The sequence below is a fragment of the Lacticaseibacillus chiayiensis genome (assembly GCF_004123795.1).
GTDB lineage: Bacteria > Bacillota > Bacilli > Lactobacillales > Lactobacillaceae > Lacticaseibacillus > Lacticaseibacillus chiayiensis.
This window is the reverse complement of record NZ_MSSM01000028.1, coordinates 33,224-59,564: the sequence shown is the minus strand read 5'-3', so window position 1 is coordinate 59,564 and position 26,341 is coordinate 33,224. Positions and strand designations below refer to the sequence as shown.

The window sequence follows — 26,341 nt, the reverse complement described above, 5'->3', positions numbered from 1 at the left end:
TGCTTTTTTACACAACCCCATCGTCTATAACTGTAAGAAAGATAACAAGACTTGGCAAGTGTCTTTGTTATTCAAAACCGGCAAGATAAGCCATGAAGTTTCAAATCACGAGCTTTTTGTTGGCAAAAAATGAGACGACTCATTATGCTGTTGGCAACAGACCGAATTGGGGAGCCGGAACTCAATCGGTGCTTAAACAGACAAGGAGCGGATGAACATGGCAGGAATTGCATTGCCAGAAGAAACGCGTGTGGATTTTATTGCACTTAAAGTTGCTGACTTGGCCAAGGTGAGCCAATGGTACCAGCAGGTCGCCCGATTGGATTTGTTGCGCCAAAATAGTGATACGATTTATTTGGGAACTCGCCTTAATCAACAGGTTTTAGTCGTCTTGCACAAAATTAAAGGACTCTCACCGCAGAAACCGGTATCGGGATTGGATCATTTTGCGATTTTGCTACCGAATCCGGGGGCGCTGGGAGCAGCGTATCGAATTGTGAAACAGGATCAGCCATTGACGAAGGCCTTTCAAACTGGTTATCAGCAAGGCTTTTTGGCTAAGGATCCGGAAGGCAATGGCGTTGCGTTTACGATTGATCGAGCAATTGAGCAGTATCAAGAGGAACGGCAATACAACTGGGAAGACGAGACCGAAGAAATCATTGATCCTGCTGAAATCGGTAAACGCGTGACGCGGGACTATGATCGATTGCCTTCCGGGACGACCATTGGTTACGTTCAGTTTCGGGTGGCCGATTTAGCCAGTACCAGTCATTATCTGGAAGACGGACTCGGTTTTCGGGAAAAGCCCAGCCCCAATAATGGTGAAGTCTTTTTGGCTGCGGGTGATTATCGGCACCACATCGGCATTAATTTGCGGTTGGAAGAGACGTTATTATTGCCAACGCCTGATATGTACGGTTTGGATTATGTAAGCTTTATTTTACCGGATAAAATGGCGATGGAGAATATCTTAATGAACCTTGATGCGGCCGGTTTAACGGACTACGATTATCATCATGAGAATCAATTTTTGATGATTGCCGGTCCTAATCGGCTCACGCTGTGGTTCCGCGTGGCGTAGTATGGTTGTGACTCGGCGTCGGGAAGAAGGCAAGGATGGATTTTCAAGCGATCACAGCGGAGTTGCAGGCGTGGGTGACTGGGCGTATCATACCCGGATTTAGTGTGGCGTTGATGACAGGAAAAGATGTTCAGAGCCAGGTGAGCGGCGAGGCACAATGGCAGCCCACATCAGCACCGTTGCGGTCGGGGATGCTTTATGATGTCGCGTCTCTGACAAAGGTTATTGGCACCACCACCGTCTTTTTACAGGCTTGGGATCAGAAACTGGTTGCACCGGAGATGCCGTTGAAACGGTTTTTGCCGGCGTTTCCGCACCCCACCACATTTCGGCAGGCTTTAACGCATACGTCTGGGCTGGAAGGATATATTCCGCATCGGGATGACTTGCCGGCGCCAGCGTTGAAACGTGCCCTTTTGACACAACTAGCAGTGACGGACGAAGTTGATGCCAAAGTGGTTTATCGAGATGTGAATTTGTTGTTGGTCGGTTGGGCTTTGGAACAGATCTATCACCAACCGATTCAAACGCTTATCACGCAACAGGTTCTGCGTCCACTTGGTTTGCCCAAAGCAACGTTTCAGCCGGATCCGGAACAGTGCGTGCCAACCACTTACGATCCGGTTGCCGGCTTGCGGCGCGGGGTGGTGCACGATCCCAAAAGTGCTATCTTGGGTCGGCATAGCGGTGCGGCCGGCTTGTTTGCGAGTCTGGCCGACTTGGAGATGTTCACGCAATACTTCTTTGGACAAAAGCAAGCGTCAATGTGGCCAGATCATGCCAAGCAACTAACCCGTGATTGGACGGCCCATCAGCTCGGTCGCAGCCTTGGCTGGGATCTGCGGCGTGATGGTCAGGGACGACGGTGGCTTTACCATACGGGCTATACTGGCACTTTCTGGCTCATTCAGCCACAAAGTCAACTGGCACTGATCGTGTTGACAAACCGTGTCCACCCGCAGCCTAGTCGCGAGTTTCTGGGCAAACGCGACCAACTTGTGCAACGCTTTTTGGCGACCGAGCCAGATGCAGAGGCGAAAGAGTCCTGAACCCAGTAAGAATAATCGCCAATCTTGGTCAAGCGTCAAAAAAAAACAGGGCTCTTTGATAATCAGGTCCTGTTTTTTTGCAACAATCGCGTTTGTGGGTTCAACTTAAAATCCCGCCTTAATATAACCGCCTTCGCTCAACTTTTTGCGCAGCTGCAACATTGCCGTATAGGTTGACAAAACATAAAGCTGCTGCTGCGGCATTTTTTGCAGCTCGACGATCACGTTGTTAAGATCAGGTTGCGTCATGAGTTTGTCTTCCGGAACACCGGCGACTGTGAGCCGCAATGCAATGTCTTTGTAGCGTTCGCCGCCGACCAGATACGTCGCGGCTTTTTTGCTAGCAACAAAATTCTCGAAGTTACCGTCCCAAATCCAGCTGGTATCGATACCATCAGCATAGTTGGCATTCAGTAGCATGGCAAAACCAAAAGGCTGCTTGGCGGTTTCGATCATGCTGAGTACCTGATTCAAGCCGACCGGATTTTTCACCAAAATCAAGGTTAACTTTTTGTCACCGAGCTGAATGACCTCTTGGCGGCCGAAAACTTTCTCGTCATATGCGAAAGCCTGGCTGATTTGTTCAGGACTGACGCCAAAAGTCCGACCAACAGTGAAAGCGGCTAAGGCATTGTAAATGTTGTACGTGCCGCCGATATCAATGTGGCAAGGCTGGCGGTCGATGACGAAATCGCTGCTTTGCGGGGTCATTTTGGTCACTACATTTACTTGGTACTTAAGCTCTGGCCGTTTGAAACCGCAGTTGGGGCAGAAATAATTGCCAAGGTTGGCATAGGTGATGGCGTGATAATGCAAGATATGTTGACAGACTGGGCACAAGACGCCATCCGTATTTGGTGGGGCTTTATGATCACCTTCATCAGTCAACGTAAAGCCGTAATAATGAACTGGATTGGGCAACTTACGGGAACTAAAAATCGGGGCATCCCCATTAGCCAGCACCACGGCTTTAGGATCAAGGGTGACGCCGTCCAGAATTTTTTGATAGGTCGTGTAGAATTCACCATAGCGATCCATCTGATCACGGAAGATGTTGGTTAGCACAAAAGCTTTCGGTTTTAACTGGGCAGCCACTGGGGCAACGTTGGCTTCGTCGACTTCCAGAACCGCAATACCTCGGCCGTGCCCATGTTTGGGTTGCGCCAGGAAAGCAGTGGTGATGCCTTGCAACATGTTCGAGCCGGTGGGGTTGGTCAAAACTTCTTGATATTTTTGTTTAAGTACTTTGACGATTAAGCTCGTGGTTAGGGTTTTCCCATTGGTACCGGTCACCACGATCACATCATAGTCACGACCTAGCGCCTGCAAAACGTGCGAATCAATTTTATTGGCGAGTTTGCCAGGGAGGCTTGACCCGCCTTTTAAAAATGTGTGTAAGAACCAGTAGCTGCTGCGACCAATGGCAGTTGCCAGGCTGGCTTTTGCTGAAAATGCCACGGCGTTCTTCCTCTCAACTTAATGGGACTATTTTAGCATAAACGACAAGTAAACCGGCAGTCACGGTGTTCTTTGCAAAAAAAATCCGTTATACTGTGAGCTGTGAGATTTTAGATGGAGGCGGCATATGGCCCAGCTTTTCTTTCGATATGGTGCGATGAACTCAGGTAAAAGCATTGAAATTTTGAAAGTCGCGCATAATTATGAGGAACAAAATAAACGGGTGATTCTGATGACCAGCGCCTTAGATGATCGGGCCGGCGTTGGCTTGATTGCCAGTCGAATCGGGTTTGAACGGACAGCGATTCCGATCAAGCATGACACGGACTTATATGAAACGATCAAAGAAACAGACCCGCACGCGGCCTGTGTGCTGATTGACGAAGCCCAATTTTTACAAAAGCATCACATTTTTGAAGCTGCGTGCGTTGTTGACAAGCTGCATATTCCGGTCATGGCATTTGGCTTGAAGAATGACTTTCGCAACGAGCTATTTGAAGGTTCTAAATACCTGTTGCTGTATGCAGATAAAATTGAAGAAATGAAAACGATTTGCTGGTTTTGCGCCAAAAAGGCCATTATGAACTTGCGGATTCATGACGGAAAGCCGATTTATGAAGGCGAGCAGGTTTTGATTGGCGGCAATGAGTCGTATTACCCAGTTTGCCGGCATCATTATTTTCATCCGCCGTTAGATAAGATTGAGCACCAGGATTAGTGGGTAGTTGCTGACGCACGATCATAACGCGTTCGCAGTCGCAGAAATCAGAGTGTAAGGACCTTGGGCGTAATGGCCTAAGACCGGGCCATCACGCCCAAGGCCACTTACACTCTGATTTCTAAGCGCTCCTGCTCACGCTCACAGGAGGACAAATGGATAAGATTTTTGAACAACTGGACGGTCTTTTGGATCGTTATGAAGAATTGGAAGAATTGATGTCGGATCCTGAGGTTATCAGCGACACGAAGCGGTATCTGGCTTTGTCGAAGGAAGAAGGCGGGATGCGGGATGTCGTCGCTGCCTATAAAAAGTACAAGCAGGTATTGTCCGACATCAAGGAAAGCGAAGAAGTGCTTCGTGAGAGTAAAGACGAGGATATGGAGGCGCTGGCCAAAGAAGACCTTGATGATCTGCAAAAGCAAAAAGCCGATCTTGAAGATAAGATCAAGGTTCTGATGCTGCCGAAGGATCCTAACGACGACAAAAACATTATCATGGAAATTCGCGGGGCTGCCGGTGGCGATGAGGCCAGTTTGTTTGCTGGTGATTTATTGAATATGTATATGCATTACGCTGAACGCCAAGGTTGGAAAGCAGAAATCATTGATTCGACGCCAACTGAAGTGGGTGGCTACAAAGAAGTCGTCGTCATGATTACCGGCGACAATGTTTATTCCAAGCTGAAGTATGAAAACGGGGCGCATCGAGTGCAGCGTGTGCCCGTGACCGAAAGCGCCGGCCGGGTTCATACCAGCACGGCAACTGTTGGCGTGATGCCCGAATATGATGAAGTGGATCTAAAAATTGATCCCAAAGATATTCGGACGGATGTTTATCGCTCGTCAGGTGCCGGTGGTCAGCACGTCAATAAAACCAGTTCCGCAGTGCGGATGACGCACATTCCAACTGGGATTGTCGTATCGATGCAGGATGAACGTAGCCAGCAAGAAAATCGGGCACGGGCATTACAAATTCTGCGTTCCCGGGTCTACGACTATTACGAGTCTGAAAATCAAGAAAAGTACGATCAGACGCGTAAAAATGCCATTGGGACTGGCGATCGTTCCGAGCGAATTCGCACTTACAATTATCCGCAAAATCGGGTAACGGATCATCGGATCGGCTTGACGCTTAATAAGTTGGATCGCATCATGAACGGCGACCTTGACGAAATTATTGATGCCTTAATCGTCCACGATCAAGCTCAGAAGATGGAATCGCTCAATGTCTAAAACGTACGCTGAGGCGCTCAAATGGGCGTCTTTGTTATTGAGAGAACACCAAGTTGATCCTGATGGGGCACGGTATGTTTTAATGACACGGGCTAATTGGACGCCAAGTCAATTGATTTTGCATCGGCAAGATGTGATGCCCGATGCTTCATGGCAACAATTTCAAGCAGATGTCACACGTCTAATTAAATTTGAGCCGGCACAATATATTACCGGTGTCGCGCCGTTTTTTGGTGCGATGTTTAAAGTCACCCCAGCAGTTTTGATTCCGCGGTTTGAAACGGAAGAGTTAGTTGATTGGGTCGCAAAAGAACAGACGGCGGCTCGAAACGGTTTGGATCTAGGAACCGGTAGCGGTGCAATCGGTATTACCTTGGCTCGTCAGCTACCGGATGTTGCGATGACGCTAAGTGACGTGTCCGAAGCAGCACTGACAGTCGCCAAGCAGAATGCACAGTCACAACACGTTCAGGTACAATTTGTGACGAGTGATTTATTTAGTCACTTGCCGGGGCGTTTTGATTTTGTGGTCACTAACTTGCCATACATTGCGCCTGGAGAAACGCCAGTGATGGATCAAAGTACGTTGCGTTATGAACCCAAGTTGGCCTTGTTTGCCGATCATCACGGTCTGGCACTTTTTGAACGATTTATCGTAGCGTTACCGGCACATCTGAATGACGAAGGAGCCGCTTATTTAGAATTCGGTTACCGGCAACAACCGGCATTACAGAAGTTATTTGCGGAAAAAGTACCACAAGCACAGGTGAGTTTTCGGCAGGACATGGCCGGCCATCCGCGTATGGCGAAGTTGCAGTTTTAGGCATTTGCCGATGAAGAATCGACGTGATACCGGTTCTTTTGGCGTTACGTAGCAATAGACGAAAGATGGAGGCAAAAAAATTTGTCAAAACGTTATCATGAATCTGATATCCCGGAAGCCGCAGCTGCTTTAAAGCGCGGCGAGTTAGTCGCTTTTCCAACAGAAACGGTTTATGGCCTGGGTGCTGACGCCACCAATGTGAATGCGGTAGGTAAAGTGTATGCAGCTAAGGGTCGGCCTTCAGACAATCCGCTGATCGTAACGGTGGCGGATGCGGCGATGGTCGGGCAGTATGCAACGATTACCCCTACAGCAGCTAAACTAATGGCGGCTTTTTGGCCGGGACCATTGACGTTGATTCTGAATATTTTGCCTAGGCACTTGTCCATGAAAGTGACAGGGGGCTTGCAGACGGCCGCTTTTCGCAATCCCGATAATGCCTTGACGCGTAAGTTGATTGCCACAGCTGGCGTTCCGATTGTCGGCCCATCAGCAAATACATCAGGCAAGCCGAGCCCGACGACGGCCGATCACGTGTTACATGACCTGTCAGGAAAAATTGCCGGCGTGCTTGACGATGGGCAAACGCGAGTCGGGGTGGAATCCACGATCGTTGATTTAACCGTGACCCCGCCAGCAATTCTGCGCCCGGGGGCAATTGGCCCGAATGAATTGGAACCGATATTGGGACCGGTCGACTCTGCGGTGCGCCACGTCGGCAAGAATGAAGCGCCGAAAGCACCAGGCATGAAATACAAACATTATGCGCCATCTGCTCAAGTCGTTGTTGTCGACGATCCCAGTGAGTTTGCCGCAGCAGTCGAATGGGCGAAAACAACGGGTCAGACTTATGGTATTTTGGCAACCGATGAAATTTTAGCCAAGTTTTCCGATGTGCCTGGCTATTCGTTAGGACGCGATATTGAAAGTGCGACCCATGCACTATTTGCTGGCTTGCGGTGGTTTGACCTTCATCCAGATGTGACACTTGTGCTGGCGCAAGCTTTCTCTGACAGTGAATTGAGTATGGCTTACATGAATCGCCTCCTTAAATCTGCTGGAAATATGCACTTTCAACCAAATATGCCAACAGATTCGTTTTGATTTGCTATAATAAGGCCAGCTGGCTTGTGGTTGTCAGCTGGCTTTATTTGAATTAACGTACATTAGTGTTGCTGTATCGGTCTTTTTAACGGTTTTAGGTAATAGACAATTCGAAGAAAGGTGTTTAATAGTTTCAAGTTGGGTATAGGATCGCATTCAAGAGGAGATGGTAGATGTGGATTTTATGGCACAAGACCCACAAGTTTTCGGCGCCATTCATCATGAAGAAGAACGTCAGGAGCATAATATTGAACTCATTGCCTCGGAGAACATTGTTTCACCCGCAGTTCGCGCTGCTCAAGGTTCGGTTTTGACCAACAAGTATTCTGAAGGCTATCCTGGTCATCGGTATTATGGCGGTAACCAATACATAGACGTGACCGAGCAGCTGGCGATTGACCGGGCGAAGAAACTTTTCGGTGCCGAGTTCGCCAATGTACAGCCGCATTCTGGCTCCCAGGCTAACATGGCGGCATATCGAGCTTTTTTGGAAGACGGCGATAAAGTCTTGGCGATGGATCTGACCGATGGTGGGCACCTCACTCATGGGAGTCCTGTCAGTTTTAGCGGCCAGGAATATCATTTTTACCATTATGGCTTGGATGCTAAAACTGAACGTTTAGATTATGACAAGATTCGGGAACAGGCGGAACAGGTTAAGCCGCGGTTAATTGTGGCGGGCGCCTCGGCATACAGTCGCGGGATTGATTTCAAGAAGTTCCGTGAAATTGCCGATCATGTCGGCGCCTTTTTAATGGTGGATATGGCACATATTGCCGGACTGGTTGCTGGCGGAGTGCATATGAATCCGGTGCCGTATTCAGACGTTGTGACGACCACGACGCATAAGACGCTGCGTGGGCCGCGTGGTGGGATGATTTTGGCTAAGGCTGAATATGGGAAAGCCATTAATTCTGCTTTGTTCCCGGGGATTCAAGGTGGACCACTGGATCATGTAATCGCTGCTAAAGCCGTTGCACTGGGTGAAGCGTTGAAGCCCGAATTCAAGACATATACCCAACAGATTCTCGATAATATGCAGGCAATGGTTGCCGGCTTTGATGAGGATCCGCACTTACGGTTGATTTCCGGCGGATCGGATAATCACATGGTATTAATCGATGTCACGGGTTATGGCGTCAATGGGCGACAAGTCCAAGACTTATTGGACGAAGTGGACATTACCACCAATAAAAACCAGATCCCAGGCGAGCAAAACGGTCCGTTCAAGACTAGCGGCATTCGGGTCGGCACAGCGGCCATCACCACTCGCGGCTTTACCCCAGAAGAAAGCAAGCGGGTTGCGCAACTGATCAGTGCAGCGATTGCACATCGCGATGATCGACCGGCTTTGGATCAGATCCGTCAAGAAGTCCTTGCGCTGACAGCCCGACATCCCTTATCATAGATAGGGTTTGCAAACAATTGGCTCACACAGGAGGCTCGTCATGGGGAAATTTACAGTTTTAAATCACCCGTTGATTCAGCATAAGCTTACTTTGATTCGAAATAAGCATGCCGGTACTAAAGAATTTCGGGAAATTGCCAATGAAATCGCGGAATTAATGGTGTATGAAATTACGCGGGATCTGCCACTCGAAAGTGTCGAGATCGAAACACCGATGGGGAAAACGGTTCAAAAGCAGCTTTCCGGTAAGAAACTTGCGGTTATTCCGATTCTTCGTGCTGGTTTGGGCATGGTGGATGGCGTTTTGCGCCTTATTCCAGCCGCTAAAGTCGGTCACATTGGAATGTATCGCGACGAAAAGACACTAAAGCCGCATGAATACTTTGTGAAGATGCCGCCGGATATCGACCAGCGGGACTTAATCATTGTTGATCCCATGCTGGCAACGGGCGGCTCGGCCAACATGGCTATTGAAGCGCTCAAAAAACGCGGGGCAACATCTATGCGGCTCGTGGTACTTGTTGCTGCTCCTGAAGGCGTCAAAGCCGTTCAGACAGCCAATCCGGACGTGGACATTTATGCAGCCGCGCTGGACGATCATTTGAATGAAAACGGTTATATTGTGCCTGGTCTCGGCGATGCTGGCGACAGACTTTTTGGGACAAAGTAATATGAATTGGCATGCGTTCACGCACATGCCTTTTTAATTTTTAGTCAAAAGATTTTTTGTGAGTGCATTAAGAGCCTTGAAAACCACGGCCGCCGTGAAAAAATCAGTGAAAAAGCCTTTATGACAGCAAATTTTCTCTTTTTAGCGCTTTGTTTTTTCACTGAAATGGTGTTAGAGTAATGGTTGTGTTTCAAGGGTCTACCCTAGTAACCAACGATTATCGAAGTCTCTGCAATCTTGCCCCATCTCTTTGATGGTACGCACGATATGAAGCCACTTTAGTTAGGAGGTGAAATCTGTGAACGAAAAGTATCCCCAGTTCACGTTTTATGGTTTAGATTTTAACCTGACAAACGACCTTGGCGTTTTGGTTTCAGCGATTCTAGTATTCTTGCTTGTATTTTGGCTATCGCGTAACTTGAAAATGCGCCCTGGTGGCAAACAGAACGTGCTGGAATGGATCATGGACTTTACAAACGGTATCGTTAAGAGTGCCATACCCGGTTCGGAGCGTTACACGTTCAATCTTTTCGCGTTTACGCTTTTCTTGTTTATTTTTATCGCTAACCAGCTAGGGCTGTTTATAGAGTTAGATATCGGTAAAGATACATGGTTCCGTTCACCAACGGCGTCTCCGGTGATTACAATGACCTTGGCGTTGGCCGTTTTGGTACTTTCGCATTACTTTGGCGTTGTTTTCAGAGGTTTCAAGGGCTATCTCAAAGGATATGCGTCGCCGCTTCCACTACTTTTACCAATTAATCTATTGGAAGAGTTTACCAACTTTATTACGCTTTCCTTGCGACTATACGGAAACATCTTCGCTGGTGAAGTGCTGGTACTGTTGATTCGACAGTGGGCATTTTCCGGTGGCGCAATTAATTTTGTCAGTGCGACGGTCGCTGAGATAGCTTGGCAAGGCTTCTCAGTCTTCATTGGTAGTATTCAGGCTTATGTTTTCGTCACACTTGGTATGGTTTATACATCAAACAAAGTTCTACCCGAGTAATTAATTTAGGAGGAAAAATCATATGCAATTTATAGCTGCCTCACTCGCCGCTGGCCTTGCTGCCTTAGGTGCCGCAATCGGTAATGGGCTGGTCATCAGCAAAACACTTGAAGGTATGGCACGTCAGCCGGAAATGTCTGGAACTTTGCGTGGTACCATGTTCATTGGTGTTGGTTTGATCGAAGCTGTTCCGATCATCTCTGTCGTTGTTGCCTTCATGTTGATGCTCCGCTAACCTGGTTCATCAATAAAGAAGGGAGTGGCAAAAGATGAGTTTAGGTGACACACTCTTCACAATCGTTACATTTTTGATTCTGGTGATTGCGGTTGGAAAAGTGGCATGGAAACCAGTCGCAAAAATGATGGCGGATCGCCAGCAAAAGATTTCCGGCGACTTGGATTATGCTGAAAAATCCCGTAAAGATGCGGAAGAATTAGCAGATAAGCGCCGGGAGGAATTGCAACACTCCCATGCTGACGCTGTCAAGATTGTCAATCGAGCCAAAGAAAACGGTGAGAAACAACGACAACAGCTGCTTGACGCGGCCAATACCGAAGTCGCCACGCTGAAAAAAAATGCGCAGGAAGACATTGACCAAGCACGCAAAGATGCTTTGGCCGACGCTAAAAACGATGTGGCCAATTTAAGTTTAACAATCGCACAGAAATTGATCGGTAAGGAACTAAACGCAACTGATCAAAAAGACTTAATTGACGACTATATTAAACGGTTAGGTGATGCAAATGGCAGTCACTAATCAAATGGTTGCACCGCGTTATGCTAAAGCATTGCTTGAAGCAGCCCATGACCAGGATCAAGTGGGAACCGTTCATGAAGAGTTACAGGCGTTATCGTCTATATTTAAAGATAATCCGACGATTTTGACAATTTTTGATAATGTCCGAATCACAGCGGATGATAAGGCCGCACTGATGACGGCTTTGTCCAAAAATGTCAGTCCGCTTGTGGCTAATTTGTTGAAGCTAACCCAGCAGTATGGCCGCTTCGGCGCATTGCCAGCAATCATCGAGGCGTTTAATCGCGCTTATGATGAAGAAGCGGGGATTATTAAAGCTACCGTCACGACTGCAGTTGCTTTGTCAGCGAATCAAGCGGATGCTTTGCGCAGTGCTATTACAGAGCGTTTTGGCATGAAGTCGACGCAACTGGAACAAATCGTTGATCCGAGTGTCATCGGCGGCGTGCGTATTCAAGCGCACGGATCTGTTATCGATGGAACGATTAAACACCGTTTCGAGAAGATGAAGGCAGCACTGCTGGCAGATTAGAGATAAGTAAAGAGGTGAACCGGATGAGCATCAAGACTGAGGAAATCAGTTCTCTGATCAAAAAACAACTTGAAGGATATCAAGATGATTTAGCGGCTGAAGAAGTTGGCACCGTTACTTACATTGGTGACGGGATTGCCCGTGCAACTGGGCTGGAAAATGCCATGGCCAATGAATTGCTCCAATTTAGCAACGGCTCATACGGGATAGCGTTAAACCTTGAAACGAACGATGTCGGGATCATTATCTTAGGTGACTTCGATGAGATTCGCGAAGGTGACCAGGTTAAGAGAACTGGTCGGATTATGGAAGTTCCTGTCGGGGACGCCATGATTGGCCGGGTTGTCAATTCCTTGGGACAGCCAGTCGATGGCTTAGGCGCGATCAAGACGGATAAAACCCGTCCGATCGAGTATAAGGCACCTGGCGTTATGCAACGCAAATCTGTATCCGAACCTTTACAAACTGGATTAAAAGCGATTGACGCCTTAGTTCCGATTGGCCGTGGTCAGCGTGAGTTGATCATTGGCGACCGGAAAACTGGGAAGACATCTATTGCGATTGATACGATTTTGAATCAAAAAGATCAGAATATGATCTGTGTTTACGTTGCGATTGGGCAAAAGGACAGTACGGTTCGTGCCCAGGTCGAAACGTTGAAGAAATACGGTGCTATGGATTATACCATTGTTTTGACGGCTGGCCCGTCCGAACCGGCACCGATGTTGTATATTGCGCCTTATGCCGGTGCGGCCATGGGTGAAGAATTTATGTACAACGGTAAACACGTTTTAATCGTGTATGATGATCTAAGCAAGCAGGCAACTTCATACCGTGAGCTGTCCTTGCTGCTCCGTCGTCCGCCTGGTCGTGAAGCCTATCCTGGGGACATTTTCTATACCCACAGTCGTTTGTTGGAACGTGCTGCTAAATTGAGCGACAAGCTCGGCGGTGGTTCTATGACGGCGCTACCGGTTATTGAAACCCAGGCAGGCGATATTTCGGCTTATATTCCGACTAACGTTATTTCAATCACGGATGGTCAAATCTTCTTACAAAGTGACCTGTTTTATGCGGGTACACGGCCGGCGATTGATGCCGGGGCTTCCGTTTCTCGAGTTGGTGGGGATGCCCAGGTCAAAGCCATGAAGAAAGTTGCCGGTACATTGCGACTGGATCTTGCATCCTTCCGTGAACTGGAAGCTTTCACCCAGTTTGGTTCTGACTTGGATGCTGCTACGCAAGCCAAGTTGAATCGTGGTCGGCGCACTGTTGAAGTTTTGAAACAACCATTACACAAGCCATTGCCGGTCGAAAAACAGGTTATTATTCTCTATGCTTTGACCCACGGTTTTCTCGATCCGATTCCAATCGAAGATATCGGCCGTTTCCAAAATGAAATGTTTGATTTCTTTGATAGCAATGCGGCTGATTTGTTGAAGCAGATCAAAGATACCGGTGATTTGCCGGATACAGATAAGCTGGATGCACAGATCAAAGCCTTTGCTGGCGGCTTCCAGACTAGCAAACAGCTTGCTGCTGCTAAAGGTTAGGGAGGTGCCGCATGGCTGAATCATTAATGGATATCAAGCACAAGATCGCCTCGACCAAGAAAACCGGTCAAATCACGCAGGCCATGCAGATGGTTTCGGGTGCCAAATTGAGTCAGATCGAAAAACGCGCCAAAAAATATCAAGTTTATGCAGATAAGGTCCGTCAGATTGTGACTCATTTAGCTGCGGGTCAGCTTCTTAAGCTAGCTAGTGCCGCGAATAATGATGCTGAGTCGAATAAGAATCAGCTTGTTTCCGTTTCCAGTCTACTCGAGAAGCGTCCGGTTAAAAAGACAGGTTACCTCGTCATAACCAGTGATCGCGGATTGGTTGGCAGCTATAACAGTACGATTTTAAAAGCGATGATGCAGATGATCAAAGACGACCACGAAGGCGCGGATGATTATGTCATGATGGCCATCGGTGGAGTCGGTGCGGACTTTTTTAAGGCTCGTGGTCTGAATCTAGCTTATGAGTATCGTGGTGTTTCCGATATCCCGACTTTTAACGAAGTCCGCGAAATCGTGAAAACAGCTGTGACAATGTACGATAATGGTGTGTTTGACGAACTTTACGTTTGCTACAACCATCATGTCAATACATTAACCTCTGCTTTTCGGGCGGAGAAAATGTTGCCGATCAGTGATTTGGATGTCAGCGAAGTTGAGGATACCAATGTAGATTATTTGGTTGAACCTGATCTTGACGCTGTCTTGGATGCAGTCTTGCCGCAGTATGCGGAAAGTCTGATCTTTGGGGCGATTATGGATGCGAAGACGGCCGAGCACGCCGCATCGACAACCGCCATGCGCACTGCAACCGATAATGCTAATGATTTAATCTCGACTCTGTCTACCCAGTACAACCGGGCACGACAGTCGGCTATCACTACCGAAATTACTGAAATTGTCGGTGGTGCGGCAGCTCTAGAATAAAGAGGTGTGAACTGGCTCGTGAAGGGTCGGTTTGCGTTTACTATAACGCGTTCGTCAGCTCAGAAGTCTGCGTGTAAGGACCTTGGTCGCAATGGCCTAAGTTCACTTATACTTCGGTTTCTGGCGGCGCTGACGCACGCTCAAGGAGGACGAATATGCCAAATGCAACTGGTAAAATCGTGCAAGTGATCGGTCCTGTTGTCGACGTAGCGTTCCCAATCAATGACAATTTGCCAGAAATTAACAACGCCTTGACAATTACCCGCAAAGATGGTTCCCAGCTGGTACTAGAAGTTGCCTTGGAACTGGGTGATGGCGTCATGCGAACCATCGCTATGGATTCTAGCGATGGCCTGCAGCGCGGCATGGCAGTTCAAGATACTGGCGGTCCGATCTCAGTGCCTGTCGGCAAAGACACATTGGGTCGCGTGTTCAATGTATTGGGTGAGCCTATCGATGACGGCGAAGCTTTTGGGCCTGATCACCGGCGTGACAGCATCCACCGTGATGCACCAAAATTCGAAGATTTGAATACCAGTTCTGAAATTCTGGAAACCGGCATCAAGGTCATTGATTTACTCGAACCCTACCTGCGAGGCGGGAAAGTCGGGCTCTTCGGTGGTGCCGGTGTCGGTAAAACCGTTTTGATTCAGGAACTGATTCATAATATCGCCGAAGAACACGGCGGCATCTCCGTCTTCACCGGGGTCGGCGAACGAACCCGTGAAGGGAACGACCTTTACTTTGAAATGAAGGAAAGCGGCGTTCTGGAGAATACAGCCATGGTCTTCGGTCAGATGAACGAGCCGCCTGGTGCCCGGATGCGAGTTGCCTTGACCGGTTTGACGATTGCGGAATACTTCCGGGATGTTGAAGGTCAGGACGTCTTGCTGTTTATTGATAACATTTTCCGGTTTACTCAGGCTGGTTCCGAAGTTTCTGCCTTGCTGGGCCGAATTCCGTCAGCTGTTGGTTATCAGCCGACATTGGCAACTGAAATGGGTCAGTTACAGGAACGGATTACATCGACGAAGAAAGGATCAGTTACTTCCATTCAGGCCATTTATGTGCCTGCCGATGACTATACCGATCCGGCGCCAGCGACAACTTTTGCCCATTTGGATGCCACAACTAACTTGGAACGGCGTTTAACTGAGCAAGGTATTTATCCGGCCGTTGATCCGTTGGAATCTTCTTCCAGTGCCTTGGCACCCGAAATTGTCGGTGAGGAACACTACAAAGTGGCCACCGAAGTGCAGCGTGTCTTGCAGCGTTACCGTGAATTGCAGGACATCATCTCTATTTTAGGGATGGACGAATTATCCGACGAGGAAAAGGTGATTGTTGCCCGTGCTCGTCGCATTCAATTCTTCCTCTCGCAAAACTTCAACGTTGCGGAACGCTTCACCGGCCAACCGGGTTCATACGTACCGGTTGAAGAAACCGTTAAAGGCTTTAAGGCGATCCTAGACGGCAAGTACGATGACTATCCGGAAGATGCTTTCCGTTCAGTCGGTCGCATTGAAGAAGTTGTCGAAAAGGCTAAGAAGATGGGCTTTGCTCCTGATGAAAAGAACGCGGATGCTGACGAAAAGCCAGCTGCACAAGCTGCAGCTAACTAAGGAGGCGACGTGTTTTGGCAGAAACGAGCAATGTTCTTCGTGTCAATATCGTGACGCCTGATGGCTTGGTTTATGACCATCGTGCCAAGATGTTGGTGGTTCATTCTGTTGCTGGCGAATTGGGGATCATGGCCAACCATGAGCCGATTGTAACCCCCTTAGCGATCGGAGAGGTTGACGTGCAACGCGTTGACTCAGGCGATCATAACGATTCAATTGCGGTTAATGGAGGCTTTATGGAGGTTTCAGATAACGTTGCCTCAATCGTCGCTGACTCGGCCGAACGCGAACGCGATATTGACCTGAGCCGTGCTCAAGCAGCACGTGCTCGGGCTGAAAAGCAGATCGAGCAGGCCAAGAATGAAAATAACCAAGATGATCTGCGGCGTGCGCAAGTCGCATTGCGGCGAGCGATCAACCGGATCAATGTTAAAACCGGTCATTAGACTCATGAAGTCGCGTGAGTGTGTTTAGGTTGGTCGTACGATCATGAAGAACAAAAAGGTACTGGAGGCGAGTTTTGTCCCCGGTACTTTTTTTGCGCGTAAGCAAAGAGTTTTTCGAAACTTCAGGCTTGCGTTGAAACGCGATCGCAGGGCCAAAAACTGCACATAAGGACCTTGGTCGCAATGGCCTAAGCCCAGGCCATCACGCCTAAGGCCACTTATGCTCCGACTTCTAATCGCGCCAGTTCACGCTCTTGCATGAATGCCGAAAGTGCGGGAAGATAGCGTATGAGGTGATCGCATGTTTCAGGAAATCGGCCTAAATGCCGCCATAACGCTCGTGTCTCACTTTGTTTTCATCATGTTGGCATTCCGGGCATTGAATGCGCTGCGTTTTGAGCGGTTTATCAAGGCCAACCATGTCCGTGAAGCGCAAGTCTTGCTGCTTTTCATGGCTGTCGGGTTAGGTTATTTGGTCAGCTCCTTCTTTTTATCACTCGTTCAAGCAGCTTTAAACTTACCTAAACTTTTCCTATAAAAACCTCGTCTTAACTATGTTATAATGCGATAGTTAGTCAATTTACAAGGAGAGATATATACCCATGGCAAAAGATATTGGGATCGACTTAGGGACAGCCAATGTACTAATCAATGTTAAAGGCAAAGGCATCGTCTTAAATGAGCCGTCCGTTGTCGCCATTGATACCCATACCGGCAAAGTATTAGCGGTGGGGACAGAAGCCTATAAAATGGTTGGGCGCACACCGGGTAACATTCGGTCAATTCGACCACTTAAAGATGGCGTTATCGCTGATTTCGACATTACCGAAGCAATGCTTGAATATTTCATTAACAAATTAAACGTAAAAGGCGTGTTTTCAAAACCCAATATTTTGATTTGTGCCCCGACGAACATTACGGATATTGAGCAAAAGGCCATCATCCAGGCGGCTGAAAAATCTGGTGGTCGTCATGTCTACCTTGAGTTCGAGCCTAAAGTGGCAGCAGTTGGCGCTGGTTTGGATATTTTCCAACCACAAGGGAACATGGTGATCGATATCGGCGGTGGCACCAGTGACATCGCGGTGCTTTCTTTGGGGGAGATTGTCACCAGTCGTTCGTTGCGTTTAGCAGGCGATAAAATGGACTCGTCGATTGCAGCTTATGTGAAGAACAAACACAAACTGATTATCGGCGAACATACCGCTGAGCAGATTAAAATCAAAATCGGCGCTGTTTACGATGCCGATCCTAACGAAACCATCGAAGTTCGTGGACGGGATATTGCGACTGGCCTGCCACGTGAGGTATCGGTGACTTCTGAGGAAGTTTCTGATGCTTTACACGAAACCATGATGGCCATCATTGATGGCGCTAAAGGCGTCTTGGAAAAGACCCCGCCGGAGCTTTCTGCCGATATCATCGATCGCGGCATCATGCTGACTGGCGGCGGTGCGTTATTAAAAGGTATCTCCCAGTTATTTGCCGCTGAATTGAAGGTGCCAGTGCTCTTGGCTGATGATCCGTTAGACGCGGTTGCTCTAGGCACAGGAGTCTTACTAGATAACATCGAACATCATCGACAGTACTAGGAGTTAGCTTATGGACCCGGAGTATCCGAAACGCATTTTCCATCATATTAAAATTTGGTTGATCATTGCCGTGATTGCATTGATTTTAGGCCTGTTGATCGGTTTTGGCATGGACGGCAGCAATCCGTTTAAGGTGTTTTTGCCGTCCACCTGGATCCATTTCTTTAATTTCCTGCGTTAGGAGTGGACATGAAGCAAATCCTGACCTGGCTGGTGCGGGGCTACCAGCGATTTATTTCCCCGTTACTGCCGCCGAGCTGCCGGTATTATCCGACCTGTTCGACATACATGATTCAGGCGTTGCAGCGACATGGCGCCATTAAAGGGACACTTATGGGGATTGCCCGGATCTTGCGGTGCAACCCCTTTGTTAAAGGCGGACTTGATCCGGTGCCGGCTTATTTCACGTTACGGCGGAATCCGCATCCTGAAAATGACTTGGATCTCAGCGATATTCAAAATCTTAATCATAAGCTAGGAGGCCATCATGGCTAAAGAAAGAAACGTCAAGGTCACCCAAACGGATGAAACCCGTAATGGCCATACGGTTTCAGTGTTAAAAATTGGTGATCAGGAAATTGGCTTTGTTGAATCGGCTGGCACGCGTTTTGCAGCGTATGTTGCCGGTTCAGACAAGCCGAACCGTTATAAGAGTCTGGAGGATGCTGTCAACGCTTTGATCGCGGAATATCATTTACATCAAGGTTGACTCGATTTCGTAGAGCGCCAACTGGGACGGTTTCTAACCGAGTAAGCGTGTATTAAAACAGCGCGTGAACAGTAGCGTTAAAGGAGGTTCGCCGTGGAATCGCATGAAATTAAATCAAATTCTGAGGGCGATCGCATCGACTATGGCATCATTTTGTCCGTCATGCTTCTGGCGTTGATCGGATTGGTGTCGATTTATCTAGCAAGTTCCCATGACAGTTCAACGATAGAGAATCCGGTTAAAGCCACGATTATGCAGGCGGCCTGGTACGCGATCGGCGGCATCGGGATCTTCTTCGTCATGCGGTTTGATGCAGAACAGCTGTGGCGAATCGCGCCCTATTTATACGGTATCGGAATTTTTTTGATGATCGCGGTTCTGATTTTTTATGATCGCGCAACTGCGGTTAATACCGGTGCCAAAAGCTGGTTTGCACTAGGACCGGTTAGTTTTCAACCATCTGAGGTCATGAAGCCTGCCTATATCTTGATGCTAAGCAGAGTTGTCACACAGCATAATGCAGCTTATTCGCACACGATCCAAAACGATTGGAAATTAATTGGCCGTATGGTGTTGTGGACGATTCCGATTGCGATCTTGATGAAACTGCAAAATGACTTCGGGACGACGTTGGTCTTTTTGGCCATTTTTGCCGGGGTTGCTTTGGTGTCTGGCATTAATTGGCGAATTTTATTACCTATTGCCTTGGGTGCGGCTGCGATTGGAACGTTGGCCATTTTGCTGGTTACGCAGCCATGGGGCCGGGCATTTCTCGGCTCAATCGGCTTCAAAACCTATCAGTTTGCCCGAATCGATTCATGGTTAAATCCATCCGGCAACACCAGTGGCGATAGTTACCAATTATGGCAAGCGATGAAGGCCATCGGATCGGGACAACTGACTGGTAAAGGGCCGTTCCACATAACTGTGCCGGTACCAGTGCGGGAATCGGATATGGTTTTTTCCGTGATTGGCGAGGCATTCGGGTTTATCGGCTCGGCAATGCTGATTCTGTTATACTTTATGTTGATCTATCAGATGATCCGGGTCACGTTCGATACTAAGAACGAGTTTTATGCTTACATCTCGACCGGTGTCATCATGATGATCTTATTCCACGTGTTTGAAAATATTGGCATGAACATCGGCTTGTTGCCATTGACAGGGATTCCGCTACCATTCATTTCGCAAGGGGGGTCATTCCTGCTTGCGAATATGCTATCAGTTGGCATGGTTCTCTCGATGCGCTATCATCACACAAGTTATATGTTCAGCCGCGACACAGAAGATTTTGAATAGGGGCGAGAAAATGGCAACGACTTATTTTTGGCAAGACGAACTGGCTGCAGGTCAGGTTCGTTTGGGGTTAACCGAAGATGCACAGGAAACATTAGGCAAAATCAAGTTTGTTGATTTACCTCAAGTTGGTACGAGTTTAACGGTTGGCAAACCGTTTTTGAGTGTTGAAGCGGAAAAGGCCGTCCTCGATCTTGAGGCACCGCTGGCCGGAACCGTGGTGGATGTTCACCAAGAACTTGGTGACAAGCCGGCTTTGTTAGACGAAACCGATCATAATCACAATTGGGTTGTGACTGTTTCCGCCAAATAGCCGTGACCACTTGATATCAACTTGACAAGTGTGTGACGCAGCCAATTTAAAGAGCAGCTGACATCAAAATGATGTTTAGCTGCTTTTTAGTTGGTTTTAACCTTTTGACTGCATAAATGTTAGGCGAAGAACCGTTTTGCCATTTCCTGGTAAATCTTGATGGCAGTCGTGTAGCTGTCTAAGTCGACGTGTTCATTAACTTGGTGGCTGAAATGATTATCGCCCGGGCCATAAACGATAACGTCAAAGTGGTTGTCAGAACGAATGAATTCTGACGCGTCGGTGCCGCCATATGCCACTGCGAGTTTGGCTGGCGTACCGGTGACAGATGCAATTGCCTGATTAGCAGTGGTGACAAGGCGACCATTTTTGTCGGAATGCACTGGCAGGAAGCGGTGCAAGACCTTGAGCGTTAATTTGGCAGACGTAGCTTGATTAGCCTGATCGACCAATTGCTTCAACAGGTCGATAACTAAGTCAATATTGGCAGCAGGAGTTGGTCGCAAGTTGCCGCGTAGATAGGCGTGGGCAGGAATTGTGTTGACTTGATCGCCGCCGTTGATCACCGTGATTGAATGCCGAAAGACACCCAGATCCGGATCATCCGGTGCTTGCGCAAAGGCAGTTGGCTCACGGGTAGCAAAAGCCACTAACCCATCGATGGCATTGACACCTTTTTCTGGTCGTGAACTATGAACCGAGACGCCTTCACTATCGATTTCGTAATTGACGGTTCCACCATGCGCATACTGCAGCAGTTTGTCGGTTGGTTCACCAACGATCAAGCCTTCCAAATCGTCAGCATAGCCTTGTTCAGTGAGTTGCCGTGCACCCATTGCACCAAATTCTTCGCCAACCGTTGCCATGAACCGAATGTGATGGGTAAAACCGGCTTGCTTCAGAGTGATGAGTGCGAGAGTCATCGCTGCCAGACCACTTTTCATGTCGTCGGTACCGCGACCATACATGACATTGTTGACAATCTTTCCGGAAAAAGGCGGATACGTCCACGCAGACTCGTCGCCGGGGCTGACCACATCTTGGTGACCAGTGAAGCCCAGCACGCGGTCACCTTGGTTAAGTTCCGCCACTAAATTAACTCGATCATCCTGATACGGAATCAGCTTGGTGGGAATATCAGCGGCCTCAAACTCAGCCTGCAAGATTTTTGCCACAGCCAGCTCATGACCGTTTGCTGAATCAATACGAATTAACTTTTGCAACAGTGCAACAGGATCTGTCATATTTGCTCATCCTTTCAGTGCTATGTTTCATGGCCATTTAATTGAATTTTTCATTAACAGCTGATGTTGAAGCAAGCTTACACTCTTTTTGAATTAAAATTCAATGTTTGACTACTAAAAAATTTGTGCTAAACTCATGGCTATGAACTTGGAATTGATGATAAACGGACTAAGTGAGTAGCGGTTGCGAGACAGTACAGAAAACCCGAAATGATGAGAGCGGGGTTGTAAGTGGACGCGAATATGGCTTAGTGCATACGGCACACCGAACATTTTTTGTAAGGCTGTGATGGTCTGCGCCCATTAACGCGCTCCCGGATGAATCCGTCCGGTGAGTGGGTCGCGCACAGCACGGCCAATTAGAATGGTACCGTGGGTGAAGCTCACTTCTAACTAGATTTGGTTAGAGGTGAGCTTTTTTGCGAGCGCGTTATGAAGAGATGCAAGCCGTTACGCTCATAGTTCTTTTATCACTCGATCAAGCTAATACAGCTAGCAGCTATACAGTCGCAAAAATTTGCAACTTATAACTAAACGTTGAATATACGAGGAGGATTCAAGATGAAGCGTTTTTGGAAGATTTTTGCCACTATTGCAGTATTAGGGTTGGTTTTGGTTGGCTGTGGTAACAGCAGTAGTAGCAGTCAAAAGCAGACAACTGTCAAGATTGGGGTTGTTGGCGCGGATAACCGTGTTTTGCAATCTGTTGCCAAGAAAGTCAAGAAGCAAGGCATCAACATTAAGATTGTCCAGTTCTCTGACTATAACCAACCTAATACGGCATTGAAGGATCATGATATTGATTTGAACTTGTTCCAGCATCAGTATTTTCTGAATAACTGGAACAAGACGCATCACGGTGATCTCGTTAGCATTGGCCAGACCATTATTGCGCCATTAGCGATTTATTCTAAAAAGATCACGAAGATCAGTCAGATTAAGCAAGGCGACACGATTGCGCTGCCAAATGACCCGACTAACGAAGGCAGGGCCTTGCAGTTGCTCCAAGCGGCAGGTTTGATCAAGCTCAATACGAAGGTGGCTTTGCCAACGACCCGTGATGTGACCGACAACAAGCTGAATTTGAAGCTCAAAGCGGTCGATGCAGCGCAAACGGCAAGTTCCTTGCCAGATGTCGCAGCGTCGGTGATTAACTCAGGCGTTGCTCAGGATGCGAAGTTGAATCCCAAGAAGGCTGTTTACACGGAAAAGGTCAACAAACAGAGCCAGCCTTGGATTAACGTGTTTGTGGCGAATAAGAAGGACAAGAATAATAAGACTTACCAGAAAATTGTGAAGGCGTTCCGGACGAAGGACACAGCTAATCTGATTGAGAAGCTGTACCATGGGAGTGAGGTACCTGCCTGGACGCAGAAGTTTTAGGATTACGGGTAATGTGTGTAGGGGAACTATTTGATTTGCTTTCCGGTTGATAGGTTGAGGATTTTCATGCGATTGTTGACTTTTTTTGCGAATCGCGCAATAAGTGGTGGAAGGCAATCCGGGTCGCAAACGCGTTCGCAGGTTTCTAACCGGCCACGCTCACGCTCTTCCTAAACGCGCTCGCGTGGCCAGAAACCTGCACATAAGGACCTTGGTCGCAATGGCCAAAGCCCGGCCATCACGCCCAAGGCCACTTATGCTCCGGTTTCTAACCGGCCACGCTCACGCTCTCTAACATTTTTCTTGACAAGTCCCTCTTCTTTCGTCTACACTCGGTTTAATCAATTTCGGGAAACGAATGATATGAGTGAGTAAATTTGATGAGACTGTACAGAAAACCTGATTAGCTGAGAGCAGGGTAGTTGATTGAATCGAAGATGGCTCATTGATCGGCATCGCTGAGCAGTAGTTAGGCGATGATGGCTGGCGGTCATTATTCCGCACACAGGTGATTGCCTGTTACTGAGGGCGCTTTGGCGTCGAATTAGAATGGTACCGCGAGCTGGCTCGCTTCTAAAACATTGTGTTTAGGAGCGAGCTTTTTTATTTTCCAAAAAGCTTGCACATATTGTTTGCGAACCCGAACGAGGAGGAAAAAATCATGAAGTTTTGGAAAAGAGCCATTATCACACTTGCTTTGGTTTTGCCATTATTTGTTTTAGCAGCCTGTGGTAAGTCGTCAGCAAGTACCAGCAAAAATGCGACGGTTAAAGTCGGCATTATGAGTACGGATAAGGAAATCTGGGCGGACATCCAGTCTCGGTTGAAGAAGCAGGGTGTCACGATCAAACTGGTGCAATTTACGGATTATAACCAACCAAACCAGGCGCTTGAAGACGGCGACATTCAGTTAAACGCTTTTCAGCATCACAATTTCTTAGATAACTGGAATAAAAAACACCACACCAAGATCGTTGACATCGGCGCAACCTATATCGGACCGATGCGCGCTTATTCCAACAAGATCAAGTCACTTAAGGAAGTTAAAGCGGGTGACAAGATTTCCTTGCCAAACGATCCTTCCAACGAGGGCCGGGCACTGCAGCTTCTTGCTCAAAATGGCCTACTGACATTGAAAAAAGGGGTGGCATCTCCAACGATTCGCGATATTTCGGAAAACAAGCTTAACTTGAAGTTTACCGAACTGGATGCGGCCCAAACCGCGCGTTCACTGGACGATGTTACAGTGGCCGTTGTCAATAATGATATTGCGGCAGCAGCCAATCTGAAGCCGGCCAATGCGATTGCGGTTGAAAAGATCACCAAGCAGTCCAAGCCATGGGTCAACTTCATTGCTGCCAAGTCAGCAAAGGACAAGAACAACGCCACTTACAAGAAGATTGTCAAAGCTTACCAGACGAAGCGAACGGCTGAGCTGCTGAAGAAGGTTTACAAGGCTCAACACTGCCAGCCTGGAACTATAAGTTTTAATTAGAAACGGGGACAATTATGTCAGATCAAGCAGTTGTGACGTTAAAAGATGTGGACGTTGAATTTCATGGAAAGACCCGCTCAGTACATGCTGTTGATCATGTGAGTTTAACGGTCAATCGCGGCGATATTTACGGGATTGTCGGGTATTCAGGAGCCGGTAAATCGACACTAGTTCGAACCATCAATCTGTTGCAGCGGCCGACCAGTGGCAGCGTCAATGTTTTAGACCAAGATATGCTAGCTTTGTCGGCGGCGCATCTACGCAAGGAACGTAAGCGAATCGGCATGATTTTTCAGCATTTTAATCTGATGAACAGCCGTACGATTGCCGATAATGTTGCGTTTCCGTTAAAGGGCATCAAATCAAAGCAGGAGATCCGGAAGAAGGTAGCTGAGCTCTTAGATTTGGTTGGGTTGACAGATCGAGCGAATGCTTATCCGGCCCAATTATCCGGCGGTCAAAAACAACGGGTTGGGATCGCACGGGCTTTGGCTTCTGACCCTGAAATCCTGATTTCCGATGAAGCCACCAGCGCGCTAGATCCGAAAACCACAAGTTCAATTCTGGATCTTTTGAAGTCTTTAAATGAACGCTTGGGATTAACGATTGTTCTGATTACCCACCAGATGGAGGCGGTTAAGCAGATTTGTAATCGCGTGGCTGTCATGGATGCTGGAGCGATCATTGAACGCGGCGATTTACTGCAAGTCTTTTCCGATCCGCAGCAGCAGTTGACCAAGGATTTCATCGATACGACGTTGCAGCTTGATCAGGCAATTGAATCAGTTCTTAAGCAGCCTGCTGTTAAGAATCTTGGGCCGAATGATCGCTTGTTGCGGTTAACCTATGTCGGAGCTTCTGCCGATCAGCCACTGGTGGCTAAGTTGTTTGAAAGTTACCACGTGACCGCGAACATTTTGTTTGGTGATATTCAAATTTTACAGGACACGCCATTTGGCAATCTGATCGTGGTTTTGTCCGGTGATCAATCTGAAGTGGATGCCGGCATTCAGTATCTCAAGCAGCAGGATGTCAAGATCGAAGACATCTTAAAAAAGGAGGTCTAGACAGATGGCACATTTTTTTTGCAAAATTTTTTCCTAACGTTGTGCCCATCTGGTCCGGTGATGGCGGCGTAACGCAGGCAATCGGCGAGACGCTGTACATGACGGCCTTGACGGCAATCGTTGCCGGCATTCTGGGTCTTGTCATTGGGATTTTGCTGGTTTTGACCGATGAAAGTGGGCTATTGGCCAATCGTCCGTTTTACTTTGTTTTGGATAAATTAGTGAACATCTTCCGAGCTGTGCCGTTTATCATCTTGCTTGCAATTATGACGCCAGTGACGCGAGCCATTGTCGGAACCGGCATCGGTCCGACCGCCGCACTGGTACCACTAATTGCAGGTACGACCCCGTTTTATGCGCGGCAGGTGCAAAACGCTTTGTTGACGGTCGATCCTGGTGTCATTGAAGCAGCCGAAGCGATGGGCGTTTCACCGTTGGGGATTGTCTGGCGTGTTTATTTGCGTGAAGGGTTGTCCGAGTTAATTCGTGTTTCCGTCTTAACGATTATTTCCATTATCGGCTTAACAGCCATGGCCGGCGCTGTCGGTGGTGGCGGTCTCGGGAACCTGGCCATTGCGGTCGGCTACCAGCGTTATCAGTACGACGTGATCATTGTGTCACTGATCTTCATTTTGGCACTGGTTTTCTTGGTTCAGTTCATCGGCGACTTCTTTGCAAGGAAGAGCCACCATTAATTGCGATTGAAAAAGAACGTCATTTAGATTTAAATGCCTCACAATGATCAGATAAGCAAACTCTGATCATTGCGGGGCTTTTTTGGAAGCGGGCTGTTTGCTGCACCCGTTGTTATGACGTAGAATAACGATATAACGAAAAG

At 47.9% G+C, this 26,341-nt stretch carries 28 protein-coding genes and 1 pseudogene; 27 read left to right on the top strand and 2 right to left on the bottom strand.

What is annotated here, in order from left to right; all coding sequences use genetic code 11:
• Positions 1-217 precede the first annotated feature (217 nt).
• Together BVJ53_RS10700 and BVJ53_RS10695 are read left to right on the top strand one after the other, a co-directional pair.
• A complete protein-coding gene (locus BVJ53_RS10700; protein WP_129302379.1) occupies positions 218-1,084 on the top strand; it encodes a VOC family protein in 867 nt (288 codons plus the stop codon).
• A gap of 35 nt (positions 1,085-1,119) precedes the next feature.
• A complete protein-coding gene (locus tag BVJ53_RS10695; protein WP_129302378.1) occupies positions 1,120-2,133 on the top strand; it encodes a serine hydrolase domain-containing protein in 1,014 nt (337 codons plus the stop codon).
• A 105-nt stretch (positions 2,134-2,238) separates the two neighbouring features.
• Here the strand turns inward: BVJ53_RS10695 and BVJ53_RS10690 are convergent, their stop codons facing one another.
• Positions 2,239-3,591: a Mur ligase family protein gene (locus tag BVJ53_RS10690; RefSeq protein ID WP_129302377.1), complete on the bottom strand. Its 1,353-nt coding sequence runs from the start codon at positions 3,589-3,591 to the stop codon at positions 2,239-2,241.
• 127 nt (positions 3,592-3,718) lie between these two features.
• Here BVJ53_RS10690 and BVJ53_RS10685 point away from each other — a divergent pair, with 127 nt between their 5' ends.
• The 21 genes from BVJ53_RS10685 to BVJ53_RS10580 all read left to right on the top strand — a co-directional run bounded on the left by BVJ53_RS10685 (position 3,719) and on the right by BVJ53_RS10580 (position 20,314).
• Positions 3,719-4,309, top strand: coding sequence for a thymidine kinase (locus BVJ53_RS10685; protein ID WP_129302376.1), 591 nt, complete (start codon positions 3,719-3,721; stop codon positions 4,307-4,309).
• Between the two features lie 155 nt (positions 4,310-4,464).
• Entirely contained in the window at positions 4,465-5,544 is a 1,080-nt protein-coding gene (prfA, locus tag BVJ53_RS10675; RefSeq protein WP_129302375.1) for a peptide chain release factor 1, read from the top strand.
• Positions 5,537-6,367, top strand: a complete 831-nt coding sequence (gene prmC / locus BVJ53_RS10670; protein ID WP_129302374.1) for a peptide chain release factor N(5)-glutamine methyltransferase — start codon at positions 5,537-5,539, stop codon at positions 6,365-6,367. The genes prfA and prmC overlap by 8 nt, the downstream gene beginning before the upstream one ends.
• Positions 6,368-6,448: 81 nt before the next feature.
• A complete protein-coding gene (locus BVJ53_RS10665; protein WP_129302373.1) occupies positions 6,449-7,471 on the top strand; it encodes an L-threonylcarbamoyladenylate synthase in 1,023 nt (340 codons plus the stop codon).
• A 175-nt stretch (positions 7,472-7,646) separates the two neighbouring features.
• Positions 7,647-8,879, top strand: coding sequence for a serine hydroxymethyltransferase (gene glyA / locus BVJ53_RS10660; protein ID WP_129302372.1), 1,233 nt, complete (start codon positions 7,647-7,649; stop codon positions 8,877-8,879).
• Between the two features lie 40 nt (positions 8,880-8,919).
• Positions 8,920-9,549 carry a uracil phosphoribosyltransferase gene (gene upp, locus BVJ53_RS10655; protein ID WP_129302371.1) on the top strand — a complete coding sequence of 210 codons (630 nt, stop codon included), beginning with the start codon at positions 8,920-8,922 and terminating at the stop codon, positions 9,547-9,549.
• A gap of 298 nt (positions 9,550-9,847) precedes the next feature.
• Positions 9,848-10,558 carry a F0F1 ATP synthase subunit A gene (atpB, locus tag BVJ53_RS10650; RefSeq protein ID WP_129302370.1) on the top strand — a complete coding sequence of 237 codons (711 nt, stop codon included), beginning with the start codon at positions 9,848-9,850 and terminating at the stop codon, positions 10,556-10,558.
• 22 nt (positions 10,559-10,580) lie between these two features.
• Positions 10,581-10,793, top strand: coding sequence for a F0F1 ATP synthase subunit C (gene atpE, locus BVJ53_RS10645; protein ID WP_129302369.1), 213 nt, complete (start codon positions 10,581-10,583; stop codon positions 10,791-10,793).
• Positions 10,794-10,827: 34 nt separating this feature from the next.
• Complete coding sequence (atpF, locus tag BVJ53_RS10640; protein WP_129302368.1) at positions 10,828-11,316, top strand: F0F1 ATP synthase subunit B; 489 nt, start codon at positions 10,828-10,830, stop codon at positions 11,314-11,316.
• Positions 11,303-11,848: an ATP synthase F1 subunit delta gene (gene atpH / locus BVJ53_RS10635; protein ID WP_129302367.1), complete on the top strand. Its 546-nt coding sequence runs from the start codon at positions 11,303-11,305 to the stop codon at positions 11,846-11,848. The genes atpF and atpH overlap by 14 nt, the downstream gene beginning before the upstream one ends.
• Positions 11,849-11,871: 23 nt before the next feature.
• On the top strand, positions 11,872-13,401 hold the full coding sequence (gene atpA, locus BVJ53_RS10630; RefSeq protein ID WP_129302366.1) for a F0F1 ATP synthase subunit alpha: 1,530 nt from the start codon (positions 11,872-11,874) through the stop codon (positions 13,399-13,401).
• Between the two features lie 11 nt (positions 13,402-13,412).
• Positions 13,413-14,336: a F0F1 ATP synthase subunit gamma gene (locus BVJ53_RS10625; protein ID WP_129302365.1), complete on the top strand. Its 924-nt coding sequence runs from the start codon at positions 13,413-13,415 to the stop codon at positions 14,334-14,336.
• A 155-nt stretch (positions 14,337-14,491) separates the two neighbouring features.
• Positions 14,492-15,958: a F0F1 ATP synthase subunit beta gene (gene atpD / locus BVJ53_RS10620; protein WP_129302414.1), complete on the top strand. Its 1,467-nt coding sequence runs from the start codon at positions 14,492-14,494 to the stop codon at positions 15,956-15,958.
• A gap of 14 nt (positions 15,959-15,972) precedes the next feature.
• Positions 15,973-16,404 (top strand): F0F1 ATP synthase subunit epsilon, encoded by a 432-nt coding sequence (locus BVJ53_RS10615; RefSeq protein ID WP_129302364.1) that lies wholly within the window; start codon positions 15,973-15,975, stop codon positions 16,402-16,404.
• A gap of 301 nt (positions 16,405-16,705) precedes the next feature.
• On the top strand, positions 16,706-16,942 hold the full coding sequence (locus BVJ53_RS10610; RefSeq protein WP_010488885.1) for a DUF1146 family protein: 237 nt from the start codon (positions 16,706-16,708) through the stop codon (positions 16,940-16,942).
• Between the two features lie 64 nt (positions 16,943-17,006).
• The gene (gene mreB, locus BVJ53_RS10605) at positions 17,007-17,996 is read left to right on the top strand and encodes a rod shape-determining protein (protein WP_129302363.1); all 990 of its coding nucleotides are present in this window, start codon (positions 17,007-17,009) and stop codon (positions 17,994-17,996) included.
• A gap of 10 nt (positions 17,997-18,006) precedes the next feature.
• Positions 18,007-18,177 (top strand): DNA-directed RNA polymerase subunit beta, encoded by a 171-nt coding sequence (locus BVJ53_RS10600; protein ID WP_129302362.1) that lies wholly within the window; start codon positions 18,007-18,009, stop codon positions 18,175-18,177.
• An 8-nt stretch (positions 18,178-18,185) separates the two neighbouring features.
• On the top strand, positions 18,186-18,491 hold the full coding sequence (gene yidD / locus BVJ53_RS10595; RefSeq protein ID WP_010488878.1) for a membrane protein insertion efficiency factor YidD: 306 nt from the start codon (positions 18,186-18,188) through the stop codon (positions 18,489-18,491).
• Complete coding sequence (locus tag BVJ53_RS10590; protein WP_129302361.1) at positions 18,484-18,705, top strand: DUF2969 domain-containing protein; 222 nt, start codon at positions 18,484-18,486, stop codon at positions 18,703-18,705. The genes yidD and BVJ53_RS10590 overlap by 8 nt, the downstream gene beginning before the upstream one ends.
• A gap of 93 nt (positions 18,706-18,798) precedes the next feature.
• The gene (locus BVJ53_RS10585; RefSeq protein WP_129302360.1) at positions 18,799-20,004 is read left to right on the top strand and encodes an FtsW/RodA/SpoVE family cell cycle protein; all 1,206 of its coding nucleotides are present in this window, start codon (positions 18,799-18,801) and stop codon (positions 20,002-20,004) included.
• A gap of 10 nt (positions 20,005-20,014) precedes the next feature.
• Positions 20,015-20,314, top strand: coding sequence for a glycine cleavage system H family protein (locus tag BVJ53_RS10580; protein WP_129302359.1), 300 nt, complete (start codon positions 20,015-20,017; stop codon positions 20,312-20,314).
• 119 nt (positions 20,315-20,433) lie between these two features.
• Here BVJ53_RS10580 and BVJ53_RS10575 read toward each other — a convergent pair whose 3' ends face one another.
• Entirely contained in the window at positions 20,434-21,558 is a 1,125-nt protein-coding gene (locus BVJ53_RS10575) for an ArgE/DapE family deacylase (RefSeq protein WP_129302358.1), read from the bottom strand.
• 561 nt (positions 21,559-22,119) lie between these two features.
• On the opposite strand from BVJ53_RS10575, the gene BVJ53_RS10565 reads away from it, so the two are divergent.
• From BVJ53_RS10565 to BVJ53_RS10545, 4 genes and pseudogenes are all read left to right on the top strand, one after another.
• Positions 22,120-22,941, top strand: a complete 822-nt coding sequence (locus tag BVJ53_RS10565; protein WP_129302357.1) for a MetQ/NlpA family ABC transporter substrate-binding protein — start codon at positions 22,120-22,122, stop codon at positions 22,939-22,941.
• A gap of 661 nt (positions 22,942-23,602) precedes the next feature.
• Positions 23,603-24,432, top strand: a pseudogene (locus BVJ53_RS10555) (MetQ/NlpA family ABC transporter substrate-binding protein).
• An 18-nt stretch (positions 24,433-24,450) separates the two neighbouring features.
• Positions 24,451-25,503, top strand: a complete 1,053-nt coding sequence (locus tag BVJ53_RS10550) for a methionine ABC transporter ATP-binding protein (protein ID WP_129302356.1) — start codon at positions 24,451-24,453, stop codon at positions 25,501-25,503.
• Between the two features lie 11 nt (positions 25,504-25,514).
• Entirely contained in the window at positions 25,515-26,198 is a 684-nt protein-coding gene (locus BVJ53_RS10545) for a methionine ABC transporter permease (RefSeq protein WP_129302355.1), read from the top strand.
• Positions 26,199-26,341 lie beyond the last annotated feature (143 nt).